Source organism: Pseudomonas laurentiana (genome assembly GCF_014648275.1).
Lineage (GTDB): Bacteria > Pseudomonadota > Gammaproteobacteria > Pseudomonadales > Pseudomonadaceae > Aquipseudomonas > Aquipseudomonas laurentiana.
On sequence record NZ_BMQU01000011.1, the window covers coordinates 30,121 to 47,162 of the forward strand.

The window sequence follows — 17,042 nt, forward strand, 5'->3', positions numbered from 1 at the left end:
GACCGATCACGTCAGCTACAGGAAACCCCTTATGCAAACCCTTAATGTCCTGGTGCTTCAAGAGCGGCCCTTTCAGTTGATGGCATTGCATCAAATGCTCAACGCAAACGGGGTGTTTAATGTGCTGACCGCCGATACCCTGGCGTCGGCCATGGATGTACTCACGCGTTGCAACCGGGTCGACCTGTTGATCTGCGATGAGGCCATGGCAGAGCCGGAGTGTGAGGCGTTACTGGCGCACTTGCTCGATCATCCGGGCGTCAGGGCAATGCTCGTTGTCGGTGCGGTAGATGCCACGTCACCCAACAGCCTTTGCACCAGAGCGCGCGCGCAAGGGGTATGGGTGTTGGGTTGCCTGCCATGGCCTGTTACGGTGCCGGCGCTGGACCAGCAGTTGCGCCGCTACCGTGAAGGGTATTCATGTGGCAGCGCACGGTCCCAATCGCTGATGTTGACTCAAGGCGCCTGTACCGCAGCATCTGCTGCCCGCTGATCGAAGAAGTGTCGGGCGTCATTCAGGTAGCTATCGCGCAGTTCCGGGTCCAGCCAGCGGGCATATGCGGTTGGCATCAGGTCGCGGCGCAGTGATTGCAGCAACTGATCGATGTGCTTGATAGCCTCGTTACCTTGCGGGGTATCCGAACAGCCAACGTGGGTGAACTGATAGCGCGGGATGCCTTTTAGCGGGTACACCGTCAGATGGTCTGCACTCAGTTGCTGCTGTTTGCTCAGGTAGCGAATTTCCGGAAGATAGCCCAGTAACAGGTGCAGACGGCCCAGGTGCTGCATCTGCAGCAGGTTGGTCACGGCATCGTTGCCGTAGTGGCGATTCAGGGTTTCCTGGGGGGCGGCTTTCAACATTTCGTCGACAGCCGGGCCGTAACTGCGTTCGGCGACGATGCCGAGCTTGAGCAGGCGACTGGCCAGCAGTGCCTCCAGATCAACCTTGCCATCCTTGAGGAACGGTGCGATCAGCGAGGTATCTTGCTTGCGTACCACCAGCCCGTTACTCAGTGCGCCGAGGTTCGGGATTGAATACGTCACATAGCGGTCGCGTTCAGGCGTCCAGATCAGCGTCGGGTCGCAGGTGAAGGAGGGGGACTGCAGCATTTGCAGCGCCCGCGCACGGTTGACCCTGACAATGCTGTGATCGTATTCGGGCATGTTGGCGATCAGCTCTGTGAGTAACTGGTCGACGACACCCTGGCCTTTCTGTGGTCCTTCAAAGATCGTCAGGGGTGGGAGATCGCGCAGTAACCAAATCAGTGTCTCCTTGGCCCAGGCGGACGCCGGCAGAGTAATGCCGAGCATCATGCCCAGCACCACGCCGAGCATGTTCCGCTTGCGTGCCCTGTTCAGACCGCGCCCTGCTCGCGCAGGCGGGCGACCGCCTGTTGGTCATAGCCCAGGTCATTCAGCAGGGCATCGGTATGGGCACCCAGTTCGGGGCCAACCCACTCGCTTGAGCCGGGTGTCTCGGACAGTTTGGGCACGATGCCAGGCATCTTGAAGGGTTTGCCATCGGGCAGTTTGGCCTGGAGGAACATCTCCCGAGCGAGGAACTGAGGGTCGCTGAGCATGTCTTCAGCAGAGTAGATGCGGCTGGCGGGTACCTGCGCATCGTTCAGGGTCTGCATCAGCGCATCGAGTGGCAGGCTCCGGGACCAGCGGTCGATGACCCCATAGAGTTCGTCGCGGCGCAGGTCACGGCCATCGTTGCTGGCCAGTGTCGGGTCATCGGCCAGGTCGTCGCGCCCTATCGCATGCATGAAACGCTTGAAGATGGCATCGCCATTGGCGCCGATCTGCACGTGTTTGCCGTCGGCGCTGGTATGAATCGATGACGGGGTGATGCCAGGCATGATGTTGCCTGTACGTTCCCGAATGAAACCGAATACGTCGAATTCCGGGACCATGCTTTCCATCATGGCAAAGATGGCCTCATACAGTGCTACATCCACCACCTGGCCCTGACCGCCATTGACTTCGCGATGACGCAGGGCCATCAGCGCGCCAATCACACCCCACAAGGCCGCGATGGAGTCGCCGATGGAGATGCCGGTGCGCACGGGGGGGCGGTCTTCGAAACCGGTGATGTAGCGCAGCCCGCCCATGGACTCGCCGACGGCACCAAAGCCAGGCTGGTCTTTCATCGGGCCGGTCTGACCGAAGCCGGAAAGCCGAACCATGACCAGCTTTGGGTTCAGCGCATGCAGGGTGTCCCAGCCCAGCCCGAGTTTTTCCAGAACGCCGGGTCGGAAGTTCTCGATCAGGATGTCTGCGTCGCTGAGCAATTGCTTGAGGATGTTCAGACCGTCGGGGTGCTTGAGGTTCAGCGTCAGCGACTTCTTGTTGCGCGCCTGCACGAACCACCACAGCGAGGTGCCTTCATAGAGCTTGCGCCATTTGCGTAACGGATCGCCGCCATCTGGGGACTCGACCTTGATCACCTCGGCGCCGAATTCGGCGCAGATACGCGACGCAAAGGGGCCGGCGATCAGGGTACCAAGTTCGATGACTTTCAAGCCGGCGAGTGGTTTGCTGGGCGTAGACATTAGGCATCCGTTGCAACTGGGCAGAGCGCTGTTTTTATCACAGCTGCGCGGCGACAGATACTGCTCTGGCGCAGGTTTGTAAGGGACTGGGTGTCGAGATCGGTTAGACTGGGCGACTTTCTTTTTTCGCAAGAAGCCCGTTCATGGCCCAGCCGTCCACTACCTACAAGTTTGAACTGAATCTCACAGACCTTGATCGCGGTGTGTATGAAAGCGTCAAGCAGACCATCGCCCGCCATCCTTCGGAAACCGAAGAGCGCATGGCCGTACGCCTGCTGGCCTATGCCTTCTGGTACAACGAGCAGTTGGCGTTTGGCCGCGGTTTGTCGGACGTCGACGAGCCGGCACTCTGGGAGAAAAGCCTGGATGACCGCGTTCTGCACTGGATCGAAGTCGGCCAGCCAGATGCCGATCGCCTGACCTGGTGTTCGCGGCGTACAGAGCGCACCAGCTTGTTGGCTTATGGCAGCTTGCGTGTCTGGCAAACCAAGGTCGTCGATGCGGTCAAGGGGCTGAAGAACGTCAACATCGCGGCAGTGCCCCAAGAGGTGCTGGAAACCCTGGCAACGGATATGCCTCGGGCAATCAAGTGGGACGTGATGATCAGTGAGGGGACTATTTTTGTCACCGATGATCGCGGTCAGCATGAAGTCCAGCTGGAGTGGCTGCTCGGCGAGCGCGTCTGAGTCCACCCTCCGTTTCCCGATTGCCAGAGAAGCCCTTGTAGCCCCATGCGTATCGAACCGCGGCCCTTGCCGACCACGTTGCCTTTCCTAGGCGATCTGCCACCCCTGCTGACCCGTTTGTACGCCGCGCGTGGCGTGCAGTCCGAAGCTGAACTGGATAAAAGCCTGGCGCGCCTGTTGCCGTACCAGCAACTCAAAGGTATTGATGCCGCGGTGGACCTGCTGGTCGAGGCCTTGGAGCAGCGCCAGCGGATCCTGATTGTCGGTGACTTCGATGCGGACGGGGCGACTGCCAGCACGGTTGGCATGCTCGGTTTGCGTTTGCTGGGGGCGGCCCACGTCGACTACCTGGTGCCTAACCGGTTTGAGTTCGGTTATGGCCTGACCCCGGAAATCGTTGCAGTAGCCCTGGAGCGTCAGCCCCAGTTGCTGATCACCGTGGACAACGGTATTTCCAGTGTTGAAGGTGTGGCGGCAGCCAAGGCAGCCGGGCTCAAGGTGCTGGTGACCGATCACCATTTGCCCGGCAACGAACTGCCAGCAGCGGACGCCATCGTCAACCCGAACCAACCTGGTTGCACCTTCCCGAGCAAGGCGTTGGCCGGGGTCGGGGTGATTTTCTATGTGCTGATGGCGCTGCGTGCGCGGCTACGCAGCCTTGGGCGCTATGCCACTCAGCCACAACCGAACATCGGCGAACTGCTTGACCTGGTGGCCCTGGGCAGTGTCGCCGACGTCGTGCCGCTGGATGCCAACAACCGTATTCTGGTGCATCAGGGCCTGGAGCGTATCCGTGCCGGGCGTGCCCGGCCTGGGCTCAAGGCCATTCTGGAGGTGGCGCGACGTGATCATCGGCGTATTACCTCGACTGACCTTGGGTTCATTCTCGGGCCACGGCTCAATGCGGCCGGACGCCTGGATGACATGAGCCTGGGGATCGAGTGTCTGCTCAGCGACGATGCAGGCCTGGCGCAGGACATGGCGGCCCAGCTTGACGAGTTGAACCAGGACCGCAAATCCATCGAGCAGGGAATGCAGCGTGAGGCGCTGGCCCAACTCAAGGATTTGCCGCTGGAGTCTATGCCGTTCGGCCTGTGCCTGTTCGAGCCCGACTGGCACCAGGGGGTTATCGGTATTCTCGCTTCGCGAATGAAAGAGCGTTACCACCGCCCGACCATCGCTTTTGCCGATGCCGGTGAGGGCATGCTCAAGGGCTCGGCCCGCTCGGTGCCGGGGTTCCATATCCGCGATGCACTGGACGCGGTGGCTGCTCGCTATCCACAGTTGATCAGCAAGTTCGGCGGCCATGCGATGGCGGCGGGTTTGTCGCTACCGGCAGAGCACTTTCCGGCGTTTGCTCAGGCCTTTGACGAGGAAGTACGTCGGCAATTGCGTGAAGAAGACCTGACCGGCCGGTTGTTGTCCGACGGCAGCCTTTCGGCGGAGGAATTTCACCTGGAACTGGCGCGGGCGTTGCGCCATGCCGGGCCCTGGGGACAACACTTCCCCGAGCCGTTGTTTCACGGGGTGTTTCAACTGGTCGAGCAGCGGGTGGTGGGTGAACGTCATCTGAAAGTGGTGCTCAAGAGTGAGTGCGGCTCGGTCAAGCTCGACGGCATTGCCTTTGGCATTGATCGGGATATCTGGCCCAACCCTACTGTGCGTTGGGTGGAACTAGCCTACAAACTCGACCTTAACGAGTTTCGAGGGCAGGAAACCGTGCAATTGATGATCGTCCATATGGAGCCGCGCTGATTGCAGGGAGCAAAGTGGTCTAGGCTCTAGAAAGGGTTGATCGGGTCGAAGAGCCTGCGGGGAAGATTCTGTGGTCGGCCGATCAATGCCTCTGGAGCCTTACCACTTAATTTGAGAGGTGCCCCATGAGCTTGCTGCTTGAGCCTTATACCCTGCGCCAATTGACCCTGCCCAACCGTATCGCCGTATCACCCATGTGCCAGTACTCGGCCGCCGATGGGCTGGCCAACGACTGGCATCTTGTACACCTTGGCAGCCGTGCAGTAGGTGGAGCCGGGTTGGTCTTTACCGAAGCGACGGCGGTCACCGCCGAAGGCCGCATCACCGCTCAGGATCTTGGCCTGTGGAACGATGCACAGGTCGCTCCTTTGCAGCGTATTACCCGGTTCATTACCGCCCAGGGCGCGATACCCGGCATTCAGCTGGCGCACGCCGGGCGCAAGGCCAGTACCCATCGCCCATGGCTTGGCAAGCGTGGCAGCGTCAAGCCGGAGGACGGCGGTTGGGTACCGGTGGGGCCGTCTAGAATTGCCTTTGATCCCGAGCACACGGCACCCAGTGAGTTAAGCCTGGCGCAGATTCGCGAGGTGATTCAGGCCTTTGTCAGCGCGGCCAAGCGTGCCTTGACGGCCGGCTTCAAAGTGGTCGAGGTGCATGCCGCCCACGGTTATCTGCTGCACCAATTCCTGTCGCCCTTGAGCAATCAGCGCCGTGATGAATACGGCAGCTGCTTTGAAAACCGAATTCGCTTGACGTTGCAGGTCACCGAAGCTGTCCGCGAGGTATGGCCCAAAGAGCTGCCGGTATTCGTTCGGGTTTCGGCCACTGACTGGGTCGAGGATGGCTGGAACCCGGATGAAACCGTTGAGCTGGCCAGACGTTTGAAGGCCCTGGGGGTCGATTTGATCGATGTGTCTTCCGGCGGTACTTCCGTGCATGCCGAAATTCCGGTCGGGCCGGGCTACCAGACCCGTTTCGCCGAGCGGGTACGCAAGGAGTCGGAAATTGCCACCGGTACTGTCGGCATGATTACCGAGCCGGCCCAGGCCGAACATATCCTGCGCACCGGTCAGGCCGACATCATCCTGCTGGCTCGGGAGCTGCTGCGCGATCCTTATTGGCCTTTGCATGCCGATGATGACCTGGGGGGCAACAAGGCGGTCTGGCCGGCCCAATACCAGCGTGCCACCAGCCGTGAACAGCCGATTCACGAGTCGGATCTGCGCGATTGAGGGGACGATGGCGTTGCTTGTGAAGGTATCAGTAGGGTGGCTCCGGTAAAGACCGGAGCCACCCTCATCGGCTATTGAGCTATCAGTGCTTGAACATCACATGGCGAATGCAGGTGTAGTCCTCTAGCCCATACATCGACATGTCTTTGCCGTACCCGGACAGCTTCTGCCCACCATGGGGCATTTCGCTGACCAACATGAAGTGAGTATTCACCCAGGTGCAGCCGTATTGCAGGCGTGCCGAGATACGGTGTGCACGGCCCACGTCAGCGGTCCAGAGCGAGGACGCCAGGCCGTAGTCGGAGTCGTTGGCCCAAGCCACTACTTGCGCTTCATCCTCGAAACGGGTCACCGAAACGACTGGGCCGAAGACCTCGCGGCGGACGATTTCATCGTCCTGCTGGGCGTCGGCCAGTACGGTCGGTTCGAAGAAGAAACCATGGCCTGGCACTGATTTTCCGCCCGTGATCAGACGGATATGTGGTTGGGCGATGGCGCGCTCGACGAAGCCGGCAACGCGTTCACGGTGCTGGGCAGTGATCAGTGGGCCGAGTTCGGTACTGGGGTCGCCTTGCTTGCCGTATTTGATGGTGGACACCGCTTGGCCGAGTTTCTCGACAAAACGCTCATAGATGCCGCTTTGGGCATAGATGCGGCAGGCGGCAGTGCAATCCTGGCCGGCGTTGTAGAAGCCGAAGGTGCGGATGCCTTCGACGGCGGCATCGATGTCGGCATCGTCAAAGATGATGACCGGCGCTTTGCCGCCCAACTCCATATGCATGCGCTTCACGCTGTCGGAGGTGCTGGAAATGATGTTGGCGCCAGTAGCGATGGAGCCGGTCAGCGAGACCATGCGCACTTTCGGGTGGGTCACCAGCGGCGTGCCGACACTCGGGCCACGGCCAAACAGGATATTGATGACCCCTGCCGGGAAGATCGGTGCGGCCAGCTCAGCCAGACGCAGGGCGGTCAGTGGTGTCTGCTCCGAGGGCTTGAGTACTACGGTATTGCCGGCGGCCAAGGCGGGGGCGATTTTCCAGGCGACCATCATCAGTGGGTAGTTCCAGGGCGCGATGGATGCGACAACCCCGATGGGGTCGCGACGGATCATCGACGTATGCCCCGGCAGGTATTCACCCGCCGCCGAACCACTCAGGCAGCGACTGGCCCCGGCGAAAAAACGGAACACATCGGCGATGGCCGGGATCTCGTCATTCAGTGCCGCATGGTAGGGCTTGCCGCAGTTGTCCGACTCCAGCTTTGCCAGTTCGCCACCCTGTGCTTCGATGGCGTCGGCCAGTTGCAACAACAGCTGTGAGCGCTCTTTTGGGGAGGTTTGCGACCAGCTTTGAAACGCGTGGTCGGCAGCCTGTACAGCACTGTCGACTTGAGCTTCGCTGGCTTCATTGATTTCTACCAGCACGCTGCCCTGTGCCGGGTTAATGACCGGGTAGGCGCTACCTTCGCCTGCGACCAGTTGGCCGTTGATCAGCAGTTTGGTTTGCATGTTCGAGTCCTCCAGGAGTTATTTGCCGCTGCCGGCAACGCTTTCGCCGCCGCGGGTCAGGTAGTAGGCGCCAAGGATCGGCAGCATGGTCACCAGCATTACCAGCATCGCCACCACGTTGGTAACAGGTACATCGCGGGGCCGACTGAGCTGATTGAGCAACCAGATCGGCAGCGTGCGCTCATGGCCGGCGGTGAAGGTGGTGACGATGATTTCATCGAACGACAGGGCAAAGGCCAGCATGCCGCCAGCCAGCAGGGCCGAGCCCAGGTTCGGCAGGACGATGAAACGGAAGGTCTGCCAGCCATCGGCACCCAGGTCCATGGACGCTTCGATCAAGCTCTGTGAGGTTCGACGCAGGCGCGCGATGACGTTGTTGTAGACGATCACCACGCAGAAGGTGGCGTGGCCTACGACAATGGTGAACACACCCGGTTCGATACCCAGGCGCTTGAAGGCGGAGAGCAGGGCGATGCCGGTGATGATCCCGGGCAGGGCAATCGGCAGGATCAGCATCAGCGAGATGCTTTCCTTGCCAAAGAAGCTGCGTCGGTACAGGGCTGCCGAAGCCAGCGTGCCCAGTACCAAGGCAATCAGCGTCGCCATGCAGGCGACCTGCAACGAGAGCTTGATCGACTCCAGCACGTCAGGGCGGGAGAACGCCACGCTGATCCACTTCAGGGTGAAGCCCTGCGGTGGAAAGCTGAAGGCAGCGTCTTCAGTGTTGAAGGCGTAGATAAAGATGATCAGGATCGGGAAGTGCAGGAACACTAGCCCGCCCCAGGCGGCCAGACGCAGGCCCAGGGACGCTTTATCAGAGTGCATCGAAGGCCCCCAGTCGTTTGACGATGGACAGGTAGATAGCAATCAGCACGATGGGCACCAGGGTAAAGGCTGCGGCCATCGGCATGTTGCCGATAGCGCCCTGCTGGGCATACACCATGCTGCCAATGAAGTAACCGGGTGGGCCGATCAGTTGCGGCACGATGAAGTCGCCCAGGGTCAGCGAGAAGGTGAAGATCGAACCGGCGGCAATGCCCGGCACCGACAGTGGCAGGATGACCTGCATGAAGGTTTGGCGAGGCTTGGCACCCAGATCCGCCGAGGCCTGCAGCAATGAGGGGGGCAGGCGCTCCAGTGATGCCTGGATCGGCAGGATCATGAACGGTAGCCAGATGTACACAAACACCAGGAAACGGCCCAGATGCGAGGTCGACAGGGTGCTGCCGCCAATGCCGGGAATACCGAGAATGACATGCAGCACCGGCTCCAGGTTCAGTTGTTGAACAAACCATTGGGCAACCCCGCCCTTGGCCAGCAGCAGTGTCCAGGCATAGGCCTTGACGATGTAGCTGGCCCACATGGGCATCATCACGGCAATGTAGAAAAACGCCTTGGTCTTGCCGCTGGTGTAGCGTGCCATGTAGTAGGCGATAGGGAACGCCACGACCGCGCTGGCCAGTGAAACCGTAATGGCCATGCCCAGTGTGCGCAGGATGATGTCGAAGTTGGATGGGTTGAACAGGGCGGCGAAGTTCGCCAGGGTCAGCTCCGGGGTGACTGCCATGGTGAAGTCGTCAAAGGTGTAGAACCCTTGCCAGAGCAACGTCAGCAGTGAACCCAGATAGATTGCCCCGAACCAGATCAGTGGCGGTACCAGCAGTAATGCCAGATACAGGTTCGGGCGCCGGTAAAGCAGGTTGGAGAAGCGGCGAAGCACGGAGTCGCTCTGTGCGGGCGCCTGTTTGTCCAGGGTCAGGCTCATGTTACTGCCCCTCATGCAACGCGGTTTCCTGCAGGGCGGTCATGGCCTCGCGCGCCCAGCGAGCGGTCAGGCGCTGGCCTGGCTGATAGGTCAGTGCTTGGGTTTGCCACTGGTTGTTGGCCTGGCTCACGGCCAAGGTTTGACCGCTGTCCAGCATCAACTCGTAACGGGTGGCGCTGCCCTGATACTGAATGTCATGGAGCAGCCCGCTGACCTGCACCTCATGGCCCGCCAAAGGGCCATCGCCGAAGCGGATATGTTCGGGGCGAATCGAGAACGGCAGGCTACTGCCATTGAGCTGTTGGGCCAGTTCGCCACGGACCACGTTGGACGTGCCGACGAACTCGGCAACGAATGTGGTGGCTGGCTGCATGTAGAGATTGCGTGGGGTATCGACCTGTTCGATGCGCCCACGATTGAACACGGCGACGCGATCAGACATTGACAGTGCTTCGGTCTGGTCATGGGTGACGAAGATGAAGGTAATGCCCAACTGACGCTGGAGCTTCTTCAGCTCACTCTGCATTTGTTCACGCAGCTTCAGGTCGAGGGCGCCCAAGGGTTCGTCGAGCAACAGCACCCGTGGTCGGTTCACCAGGGCGCGGGCCAGGGCCACGCGCTGGCGCTGACCGCCTGACAGTTGCACCGGCTTGCGTGCACCGTAGCCGCTCAGGGCGACCATGGCCAAGGCTTCTTCTGCGCGGGCGTGGCGCTCGGTTTTGGAGACGCCCTTGACCTTCAAACCGTAGGCAACGTTATCGAGCACGTTCATGTGCGGGAACAGGGCATAGTCTTGAAACACGGTGTTGACGTCACGCTGGTAGGGCGGCAGGCCCGCAGCTTCGACGCCGTGTATGCGAATCGAGCCGGCACTGGGTTGTTCGAAACCGGCGATCAGCCGCAAGCATGTGGTCTTGCCTGAGCCGGACGGGCCCAGCATGGAGAAAAACTCGCCGTCCTGAATATCAATGGAAACCCGGTCTACGGCCTTCACCTCACCGAACAGACGGGAAACGTGGGTGAACTGGACTGCAAGCGTCATGGTGCGGTGCTCCGAATAGGCGTAGGGGCGCGCAGCGCGCCCAACGCCTGGACTGCTGAAATCGATGTAAGGTGTCTCTCAGGGAACCGGCCTTGCCGACAGCAGCATGTCAGCTGCGTCGGCAGTGTCGGTTCCCGAGGGCGTCAGCGACCGCCCATGATCGCGATGTAGTCTTGAGTCCAGCGGCTGTAAGGTACGAACTTGCCACCCTCGGCCTGTGGGGTCTTCCAGAAAGCGATCTTGTCGAACTGGTCGAAACCGTTGGTCGCACAACCTTCTGCGCCCAGCAGTTCGCTGGCCTTGCACGCTGCCGGCACAGCAGGCAGCGAGCCGAACCAGGCGGCGACATCGCCCTGGACCTTCGGTTGCAATGACCAGTCCATCCACTTGTAGGCGCAGTTAGGGTGCTTGGCCTCGGCATGCAGCATGGTGGTATCGGCCCAGCCCGTGGCACCTTCTTTGGGAATGACCGAAGACACCGGTTGTTTCTCGGCTTTCAGGCCATTGACCATATACCCCCAAGAGCTGGAGGCGGCCACGCCTTCGTTCTTCACGTCGCTCATCTGTACTGTTGCGTCATGCCAATAGCGGTGAATCAACGGTTGTTGCTGGCGCAGCAGGTCGAGCACAGCCTTGTACTGGGTTTCGGTAAGTTCGTACGGGTTCTGAATGCCCAGTTCCGGTTTGGCCGATTTCAGGTAGAGCGCTGCGTCGGCAATGTAGATCGGGCCGTCGTAGGCCTGGACGCGGCCCTTGTTGGGTTTGCCGTCTGGCAGGTTCTGTGGCTCGAACACCACGCTCCAACTGGTCGGGGCCTGCTTGAACACATTGGTGTTGTACATCAGCACGTTCGGACCCCATTGATACGGTGTGCCATAAACCTGCTTGTTGACCACATACCACGGGCCATCCTTCAGGCGCGGATCGAGGTTCTTCCAGTTGGGGATCAGTGCGGTATTGATCGGCTGCACGCGTTTGCCAACGATCAGGCGCAGTGAGGCATCGCCTGACGCGGTGACCAGGTCGTAACCGCCTTTGGCCATCAGGCTGACCATCTCGTCGGAGGTCGCGGCAGTTTTCACGCTGACTTTGCATCCGGTCTCTTTCTCGAAGCCGGTTACCCAGTCGTAGTTCTTGTCGCTTTCCCCGCGCTCGATGTAACCGGGCCAGGCGACGATATCCAGTTGGCCTTCACCTGCGCCAACAGCCTTGAGCGGTTCTGCCGCTTGCAGGCTGGCGCTGGCCAGCAGCGCGGTAGCCAAGGAACTGAACACTGCGGTCTTGTTCACGAACATGGTTATCCCTCTTCTTTAAGTTATGGTCGGGGCAGTAGTGAAGGCGCTATCTGATCTACTTCTTATAAGCGTAGTGCGGTTATGCGTGTCTAACCCCATGGTTCGCGGTGACGGGCCATGATGTGCCGGACCACGCTGTAGTCCTGCAGTGAGTCGCTGGACAAGTCCTTGCCGTAACCGGAGCGCTTGAGGCCGCCGTGAGGCATTTCACTGACCAGCATGAAGTGGCTGTTGATCCAGGTGCAGCCATACTGCAGCCGTGCCGCGACGTGCAGGGCTTTATCCAGGTTCTGTGTCCATACCGAGGAGGCCAGGCCGTATTCGGAGTCGTTGGCCCAGTCCACGGCCTGGGACAGCTCGTCGAAACGGGTGACGGTCACCACCGGACCAAAAACTTCACGCTGGACAATTTCGTCGGTTTGCTTGCAGCCGGCCAGCAGGGTCGGTTGGTAATAGAAGCCTGGCCCGGAATGCACCGCAGCACCGGTGACTCGTTCGATATGGGGCTGGCTCAGGGCGCGCTCGACGAAGCTCGCTACCCGGTCGCGCTGGCGGGTAGTGATCAGTGGACCGATCTCGTTGTCTGCATCGCGCTTGCCCGCAAAGCGGACACTGGACACGGCGCTGCCGAGTTCGGCGACGAGCCGATCATGGATTCCGGCTTGCGCATAGATGCGACAGGCTGCGGTGCAGTCCTGGCCTGCGTTGTAGTAGCCGTAAGTGCGGACACCCTCGACGACAGCCTTGAGGTCGGCATCGTTGCAGACGATCACCGGCGCCTTGCCGCCCAGTTCCAGGTGTGTGCGTTTCAGTGTCTTGGCGGCGCTCTGGAGGATTTTCTGGCCGGTGACGATATCGCCAGTCAACGACACCATGCGTACTGCCGGGTGGCTGACCAAGTGGCTGCCAACCCCTTCGCCGCCACCACAGACAATGTTCAGCACCCCACGCGGCAGCCGCTCGGCCAAGGCCGGCGCCAGTGCCAGAATCGACAAGGGGGTGTGCTCGGAGGGTTTGAACACCAGGGTGTTACCGGCCGCCAGCGCAGGCGCGATCTTCCAGGCGGCCATCATGATCGGGTAGTTCCACGGTGCAATGGAGGCGACCACGCCCAGAGGGTCGCGGCGCACCATGCTGGTATAGCCGGGCAGGTACTCACCGGCCAGTTGACCGGTCTGGCAGCGTACGGCCCCGGCAAAGAAACGAAACACATCAATGGCGGCCGTCAGGTCATCCTGGCGAGCCAAATACAGGGGTTTTCCGCAGTTCAAGGCTTCGAGGCGCGCCAGCAGGTCTGCCTGTGCTTCGATGGCATCAGCAATCGAGAGCAGGGCACTGGCACGTTGTTGTGGCGTTGTGCGGGCCCAGCCTGCAAAGGCACGTTGAGCGGCCTGAATGGCGTGTTCGACCTGTTCGGTACTGGCGTCGGCAACCCGGGTCAGCACCTCGCCGGTGGCAGGGTTGATGATGGCTTCTTCCCGGCCAAGGCCAGCCACCAGTTCGCCGTCAATCAGCAGATGAGTGAGCAGTTGAGTCGGGTGCGTGCCAGCCATGTTGCGAGTTCTCTTTTTCTAGCGATGCCAAGTGCTCCTCAGGGAAGCCATGGTTCTTTGTGCTCGTCGAGAGAGAGACTAGTGGCCATGAGCTAGGTCGACAAATTCTAAATACTGAAGGCTGCGTTCGATTAAATAGATGGCTTGCGTCCGGAGGGTTGTTCGCGTGCCACGGTGAGGAAGGGGTCGACCAGGGCTGGCCTTGCCGTACCTCGGCGCCACGCCAGTCCAACGTCAAGGGTCTGGTTGAGGTCGGCCAAGGGGCGGGCCTCGATAATGTCGCCCTCCAGTGACCAAGGGCGATAGGTCATGTCTGGCTGTATCGAAACCCCCAGGCCTGCGGCCACCAGGCTACGTACCGCTTCGGTGGACGCCGTGCGAAGACTGATGTTGGCCTGCAGGCCGGCACCTGCCCAGATACGCTGGGCATTACGTTCCATTTCATCGACGTTGAGCTGGATCAGTGGTTCGCAGGCGACGTCGGCCAGGCTGATGCTGTCGTGCTCGAGCAGGGGGTGACGTGCCGGTAACCAGAGCCTGTGAGGCGAGTGAGTGAGGACTTCAGTCTGCAACGCCAGGCGGTCTTCGAGGTTGGACAGGATCAATACTCCGACATCAATTTCACCGCTGACCAGCAGGTGCTCGATGTAGGGACGCTCGTCCTCGGTGACTCGGATATCGACATTCGGATAGGCCCGCTGGAAGCGCGTCAGCAGGTCGGCCAGGTAGTAGCCGGCGACCAGGCTGGTTACGCCAATGGTCAGTTGCCCGGCAACCTGATCGGTACTTTGCTGCAGGCTGCGCTTGGCATTGTCGACAGTGGCGAGGATCAAGTGGGCCTGGCGCAGGAACTGATGCCCCTGGTGGGTCAGCGTCATCCCTTTGGCATGTCGATTGAACAGGCTGACCCCAATGTCCTGCTCCAACTGCTGGATCGCCAGTGTCAGGGTCGATTGAGAAATGAACGCGGTTTGAGCCGCGGCGGAAATGGACCCGGTTTCAGCAACAGCGATGAAATGGCGGATCTGGCGCAAGGTCATCATGGTGTGGGCTTTTATGAGTTTTTTGTGGGTGCTTTGAGTCTATATCGTTTTTATCAATGGGAAGGTGTTGTCGCGGGAGCAACATCTGGAAGCAAATACGTCCCTGTGCGGGGAAGCCCATCGGCTTAATCTGGATGGCAGTTTTTTACCCCCGTGGAGGTTGTAAATGGATACCCGTGGCTTGCTTGATCAACTCCTCAAGTCCGGCAAGGACCTGTTGCAGAACCAGGCTGGTAATGCCGCTGCCGGAAAGGCCGCGAAGGGCGGTGGGCTGGGCAGCTTGCTTTCGGGGGCCGGGGGTGGGGCGCTGGCGGCCGGTGCCATGGGTTTGCTACTGGGTAACAAGAAGGCTCGCAAGTATGGTGGCAAGGCCCTGACCTATGGCGGTTTGGCTGCATTGGGCGTGCTGGCCTATAAAGCCTATGGTAACTGGCAGGCCAGCCAGGCGTCGGCGCCGCAGGGCGAGCCGCAGACCCTGGACCGTTTGCCCCCTGTACAGGTTGAGCAGCACAGTCAGGCCATTCTCAAGGCGTTGGTGGCGGCGGCCAAGGCCGATGGGCATGTCGACGAACGCGAACGCGCATTGATCGAGGGCGAGTTCGTCAAACTGACGTCCGATCAGGAGCTGCAGCACTGGTTGCATGCCGAGCTGAACAAGCCCCTTGATCCGGCCGATGTCGCGCGTTCAGCCAGTACCCCGGAAATGGCTGCTGAAATGTACATTGCCAGTGTCATGCTGGTGGATGAGGCGCATTTCATGGAGCGTGCCTATCTGGATGAGTTGGCCAGGCAATTACGCCTGGACCCGGCATTGAAACAGGCATTGGAGGCACAGGTTCGCCAGGCCTGAAGTCAAAAATATGGGCTAATTGCCATTATTTATGGTTTTCAGCGCATTCCATGCGCTATGTCAGCCGCAAAGCGACGAGGGGCGGGCTATAATCCGCCCATTTTTCCGCTCGCGTAGAACACTTGAGGGCTGACTGTGAAGAATTGGACGCTGCGCCAACGGATCCTGGCGAGTTTCGCCGTGATTATCGCCATCATGTCGCTGATGGTGGTTGCTGCCTATTCACGCTTGGTCACGATCGAGTCTGGTGAGGAGGATGTGCGTACCAATAGCATTCCCGGTATCTATTACAGCTCAATGATTCGAAGCGCCTGGGTCGATAGCTATGTGACGACCCAGCAGTTGGTTGGATTGAGCGCAAACCGTGAATTGAGCAGTGCTGACATGGCGCTTTACAAGAGCTTCGATGAGCGCGTGAAGCAACAAATGGCCAATTACCAGACGACCATCAAGGACGCCGAGGACAAGGCCAGCTTTGAGGCATTCATGGGCCTTGAGCAAGTGTATCGACAGGCACTGGACAAGGTGCTTGAAGCTTACCGCAGTAAAAACTACCCGGAAGCCCAGCGGCTATTGGAGCAAGAGCTGACGCCTGCCTGGATGAATGGTCGGACAAGCCTGAGCGCCTTGATCGATAACAACCGTCACATGGCCGAAGATGCGACCTCGTCGATCGTCAATGCTGTGGCAAGCGCCAAGATCAGCATGATCATCTCGTTGTTGATGGCGATTGTGGCTGCCATCGTCTGCGGTCTGGTACTGATGCGTGCGATCAGTACGCCGATGCAACTGATTGTTCGGGCTTTGGATATGTTGCGCACTGGTGACCTCAGTGTGCGGCTGAACCTGCACCGCAAGGATGAGTTCGGCGCAGTGGAAACCGGTTTCAACGACATGATGGGTGAGCTGACCAATCTGGTTTCCCAGGCGCAACGTTCTTCGGTGCAGGTGACCACCTCGGTCACTGAAATTGCCGCCACCTCCAAGCAGCAGCAGGCAACCGCTACGGAAACCGCAGCGACCACCACTGAAATTGGTGCTACCTCACGGGAAATCGCAGCAACCTCGCGTGATCTGGTTCGGACCATGACCGAGGTGAGCAGCGCGGCTGACCAAGCCTCCGTTCTGGCGGGTTCTGGGCAACAGGGCCTGGCCCGTATGGAAGAGACCATGCATCAGGTCATGGGCGCTGCCGATCTGGTGAACAACAAGCTGTCGATCCTCAATGAGAAGGCCAGCAATATCAATCAGGTGGTCGTGACCATCGTCAAAGTGGCCGACCAGACCAACCTGCTGTCGCTCAATGCGGCGATCGAAGCCGAGAAGGCTGGTGAGTATGGCCGGGGCTTTTCGGTGGTGGCTACGGAGGTCCGCCGCCTGGCAGATCAGACCGCCGTGGCAACTTACGATATCGAGCAGATGGTGCGGGAAATCCAGTCGGCGGTTTCGGCGGGCGTCATGGGCATGGACAAATTCTCCGAGGAAGTGCGCCGCGGCATGTTCGAAGTGCAGCAGGTAGGCGAGCAACTCACTCAGATCATTCAGCAGGTTCAAGCCCTTGCACCGCGTGTATTGATGGTCAATGAAGGCATGCAGGCCCAGGCCACCGGCGCCGAGCAGATCAATCATGCGTTGGTTCAGTTGGGTGATGCCAGCAGCCAGACGGTGGAGTCGCTGCGCCAGGCCAGTTTTGCCATTGATGAACTGAGTCTGGTCGCGAGCGGACTGCGTGGCGGCGTTTCACGGTTCAAAGTCTGAC

The 17,042-nt window shown here is 60.1% G+C and carries 15 protein-coding genes; 6 read left to right on the top strand and 9 right to left on the bottom strand.

Annotation, left to right across the window (positions count from 1 at the left end):
• Positions 1 to 31 precede the first annotated feature (31 nt).
• Positions 32 to 493 carry a response regulator gene (locus tag IE038_RS12995; protein WP_163934346.1) on the top strand — a complete coding sequence of 154 codons (462 nt, stop codon included), beginning with the start codon at positions 32 to 34 and terminating at the stop codon, positions 491 to 493.
• Here IE038_RS12995 and IE038_RS13000 read toward each other — a convergent pair.
• Together IE038_RS13000 and IE038_RS13005 are read right to left on the bottom strand one after the other, a co-directional pair.
• Positions 457 to 1,335, bottom strand: coding sequence for a TIGR02285 family protein (locus tag IE038_RS13000; protein WP_163934343.1), 879 nt, complete (start codon positions 1,333 to 1,335; stop codon positions 457 to 459). The genes IE038_RS12995 and IE038_RS13000 overlap by 37 nt on opposite strands.
• 20 nt (positions 1,336 to 1,355) lie before the next feature.
• Positions 1,356 to 2,555 carry a CaiB/BaiF CoA transferase family protein gene (locus IE038_RS13005; RefSeq protein ID WP_163934340.1) on the bottom strand — a complete coding sequence of 400 codons (1,200 nt, stop codon included), beginning with the start codon at positions 2,553 to 2,555 and terminating at the stop codon, positions 1,356 to 1,358.
• Between the two features lie 143 nt (positions 2,556 to 2,698).
• On the opposite strand from IE038_RS13005, the gene IE038_RS13010 reads away from it, so the two are divergent.
• From IE038_RS13010 to IE038_RS13020, 3 genes are all read left to right on the top strand, one after another.
• A complete protein-coding gene (locus tag IE038_RS13010) occupies positions 2,699 to 3,241 on the top strand; it encodes a YaeQ family protein (RefSeq protein WP_163934337.1) in 543 nt (180 codons plus the stop codon).
• Between the two features lie 45 nt (positions 3,242 to 3,286).
• Positions 3,287 to 4,996, top strand: a complete 1,710-nt coding sequence (gene recJ / locus IE038_RS13015) for a single-stranded-DNA-specific exonuclease RecJ (protein ID WP_163934333.1) — start codon at positions 3,287 to 3,289, stop codon at positions 4,994 to 4,996.
• 125 nt (positions 4,997 to 5,121) lie between these two features.
• Positions 5,122 to 6,228, top strand: a complete 1,107-nt coding sequence (locus IE038_RS13020) for an NADH:flavin oxidoreductase/NADH oxidase (protein ID WP_163934330.1) — start codon at positions 5,122 to 5,124, stop codon at positions 6,226 to 6,228.
• Positions 6,229 to 6,310: 82 nt separating this feature from the next.
• Here the strand turns inward: IE038_RS13020 and IE038_RS13025 are convergent, their stop codons facing one another.
• From IE038_RS13025 to IE038_RS13055, 7 genes are all read right to left on the bottom strand, one after another.
• The gene (locus IE038_RS13025; protein ID WP_189395742.1) at positions 6,311 to 7,735 is read right to left on the bottom strand and encodes a gamma-aminobutyraldehyde dehydrogenase; all 1,425 of its coding nucleotides are present in this window, start codon (positions 7,733 to 7,735) and stop codon (positions 6,311 to 6,313) included.
• A gap of 18 nt (positions 7,736 to 7,753) precedes the next feature.
• Positions 7,754 to 8,560: an ABC transporter permease gene (locus IE038_RS13030; RefSeq protein WP_189395743.1), complete on the bottom strand. Its 807-nt coding sequence runs from the start codon at positions 8,558 to 8,560 to the stop codon at positions 7,754 to 7,756.
• Entirely contained in the window at positions 8,550 to 9,500 is a 951-nt protein-coding gene (locus IE038_RS13035; RefSeq protein ID WP_189395744.1) for an ABC transporter permease, read from the bottom strand. The genes IE038_RS13030 and IE038_RS13035 overlap by 11 nt, the downstream gene beginning before the upstream one ends.
• Before the next feature lies 1 nt (position 9,501).
• Positions 9,502 to 10,542, bottom strand: coding sequence for an ABC transporter ATP-binding protein (locus tag IE038_RS13040; RefSeq protein ID WP_163934324.1), 1,041 nt, complete (start codon positions 10,540 to 10,542; stop codon positions 9,502 to 9,504).
• A 143-nt stretch (positions 10,543 to 10,685) separates the two neighbouring features.
• Positions 10,686 to 11,837 carry a putative ABC transporter substrate-binding protein YdcS gene (gene ydcS, locus IE038_RS13045; protein ID WP_163934321.1) on the bottom strand — a complete coding sequence of 384 codons (1,152 nt, stop codon included), beginning with the start codon at positions 11,835 to 11,837 and terminating at the stop codon, positions 10,686 to 10,688.
• A gap of 89 nt (positions 11,838 to 11,926) precedes the next feature.
• A complete protein-coding gene (locus tag IE038_RS13050; protein WP_163934318.1) occupies positions 11,927 to 13,390 on the bottom strand; it encodes a gamma-aminobutyraldehyde dehydrogenase in 1,464 nt (487 codons plus the stop codon).
• Positions 13,391 to 13,521: 131 nt separating this feature from the next.
• The gene (locus tag IE038_RS13055) at positions 13,522 to 14,433 is read right to left on the bottom strand and encodes a LysR family transcriptional regulator (RefSeq protein WP_163934315.1); all 912 of its coding nucleotides are present in this window, start codon (positions 14,431 to 14,433) and stop codon (positions 13,522 to 13,524) included.
• Positions 14,434 to 14,599: 166 nt separating this feature from the next.
• On the opposite strand from IE038_RS13055, the gene IE038_RS13060 reads away from it, so the two are divergent.
• Together IE038_RS13060 and IE038_RS13065 are read left to right on the top strand one after the other, a co-directional pair.
• Entirely contained in the window at positions 14,600 to 15,283 is a 684-nt protein-coding gene (locus IE038_RS13060) for a tellurite resistance TerB family protein (RefSeq protein WP_163934312.1), read from the top strand.
• A 135-nt stretch (positions 15,284 to 15,418) separates the two neighbouring features.
• Entirely contained in the window at positions 15,419 to 17,041 is a 1,623-nt protein-coding gene (locus IE038_RS13065; protein WP_163934308.1) for a methyl-accepting chemotaxis protein, read from the top strand.
• Position 17,042 lies beyond the last annotated feature (1 nt).

Coding starts and splice junctions, on each gene's coding strand:
- IE038_RS13000 (WP_163934343.1), bottom strand. CDS start 1,335: ATGCTCGGCGTGGTGCTGGGCATGATGCTCGGCATTACTCTGCCGGCG.
- IE038_RS13060 (WP_163934312.1), top strand. CDS start 14,600: ATGGATACCCGTGGCTTGCTTGATCAACTCCTCAAGTCCGGCAAGGAC.
- recJ (WP_163934333.1), top strand. CDS start 3,287: ATGCGTATCGAACCGCGGCCCTTGCCGACCACGTTGCCTTTCCTAGGC.
- IE038_RS13010 (WP_163934337.1), top strand. CDS start 2,699: ATGGCCCAGCCGTCCACTACCTACAAGTTTGAACTGAATCTCACAGAC.
- IE038_RS13055 (WP_163934315.1), bottom strand. CDS start 14,433: ATGATGACCTTGCGCCAGATCCGCCATTTCATCGCTGTTGCTGAAACC.
- IE038_RS13030 (WP_189395743.1), bottom strand. CDS start 8,560: ATGCACTCTGATAAAGCGTCCCTGGGCCTGCGTCTGGCCGCCTGGGGC.
- IE038_RS13040 (WP_163934324.1), bottom strand. CDS start 10,542: ATGACGCTTGCAGTCCAGTTCACCCACGTTTCCCGTCTGTTCGGTGAG.
- IE038_RS13005 (WP_163934340.1), bottom strand. CDS start 2,555: ATGTCTACGCCCAGCAAACCACTCGCCGGCTTGAAAGTCATCGAACTT.
- IE038_RS12995 (WP_163934346.1), top strand. CDS start 32: ATGCAAACCCTTAATGTCCTGGTGCTTCAAGAGCGGCCCTTTCAGTTG.
- IE038_RS13050 (WP_163934318.1), bottom strand. CDS start 13,390: ATGGCTGGCACGCACCCGACTCAACTGCTCACTCATCTGCTGATTGAC.
- IE038_RS13035 (WP_189395744.1), bottom strand. CDS start 9,500: ATGAGCCTGACCCTGGACAAACAGGCGCCCGCACAGAGCGACTCCGTG.
- IE038_RS13025 (WP_189395742.1), bottom strand. CDS start 7,735: ATGCAAACCAAACTGCTGATCAACGGCCAACTGGTCGCAGGCGAAGGT.
- ydcS (WP_163934321.1), bottom strand. CDS start 11,837: ATGTTCGTGAACAAGACCGCAGTGTTCAGTTCCTTGGCTACCGCGCTG.
- IE038_RS13020 (WP_163934330.1), top strand. CDS start 5,122: ATGAGCTTGCTGCTTGAGCCTTATACCCTGCGCCAATTGACCCTGCCC.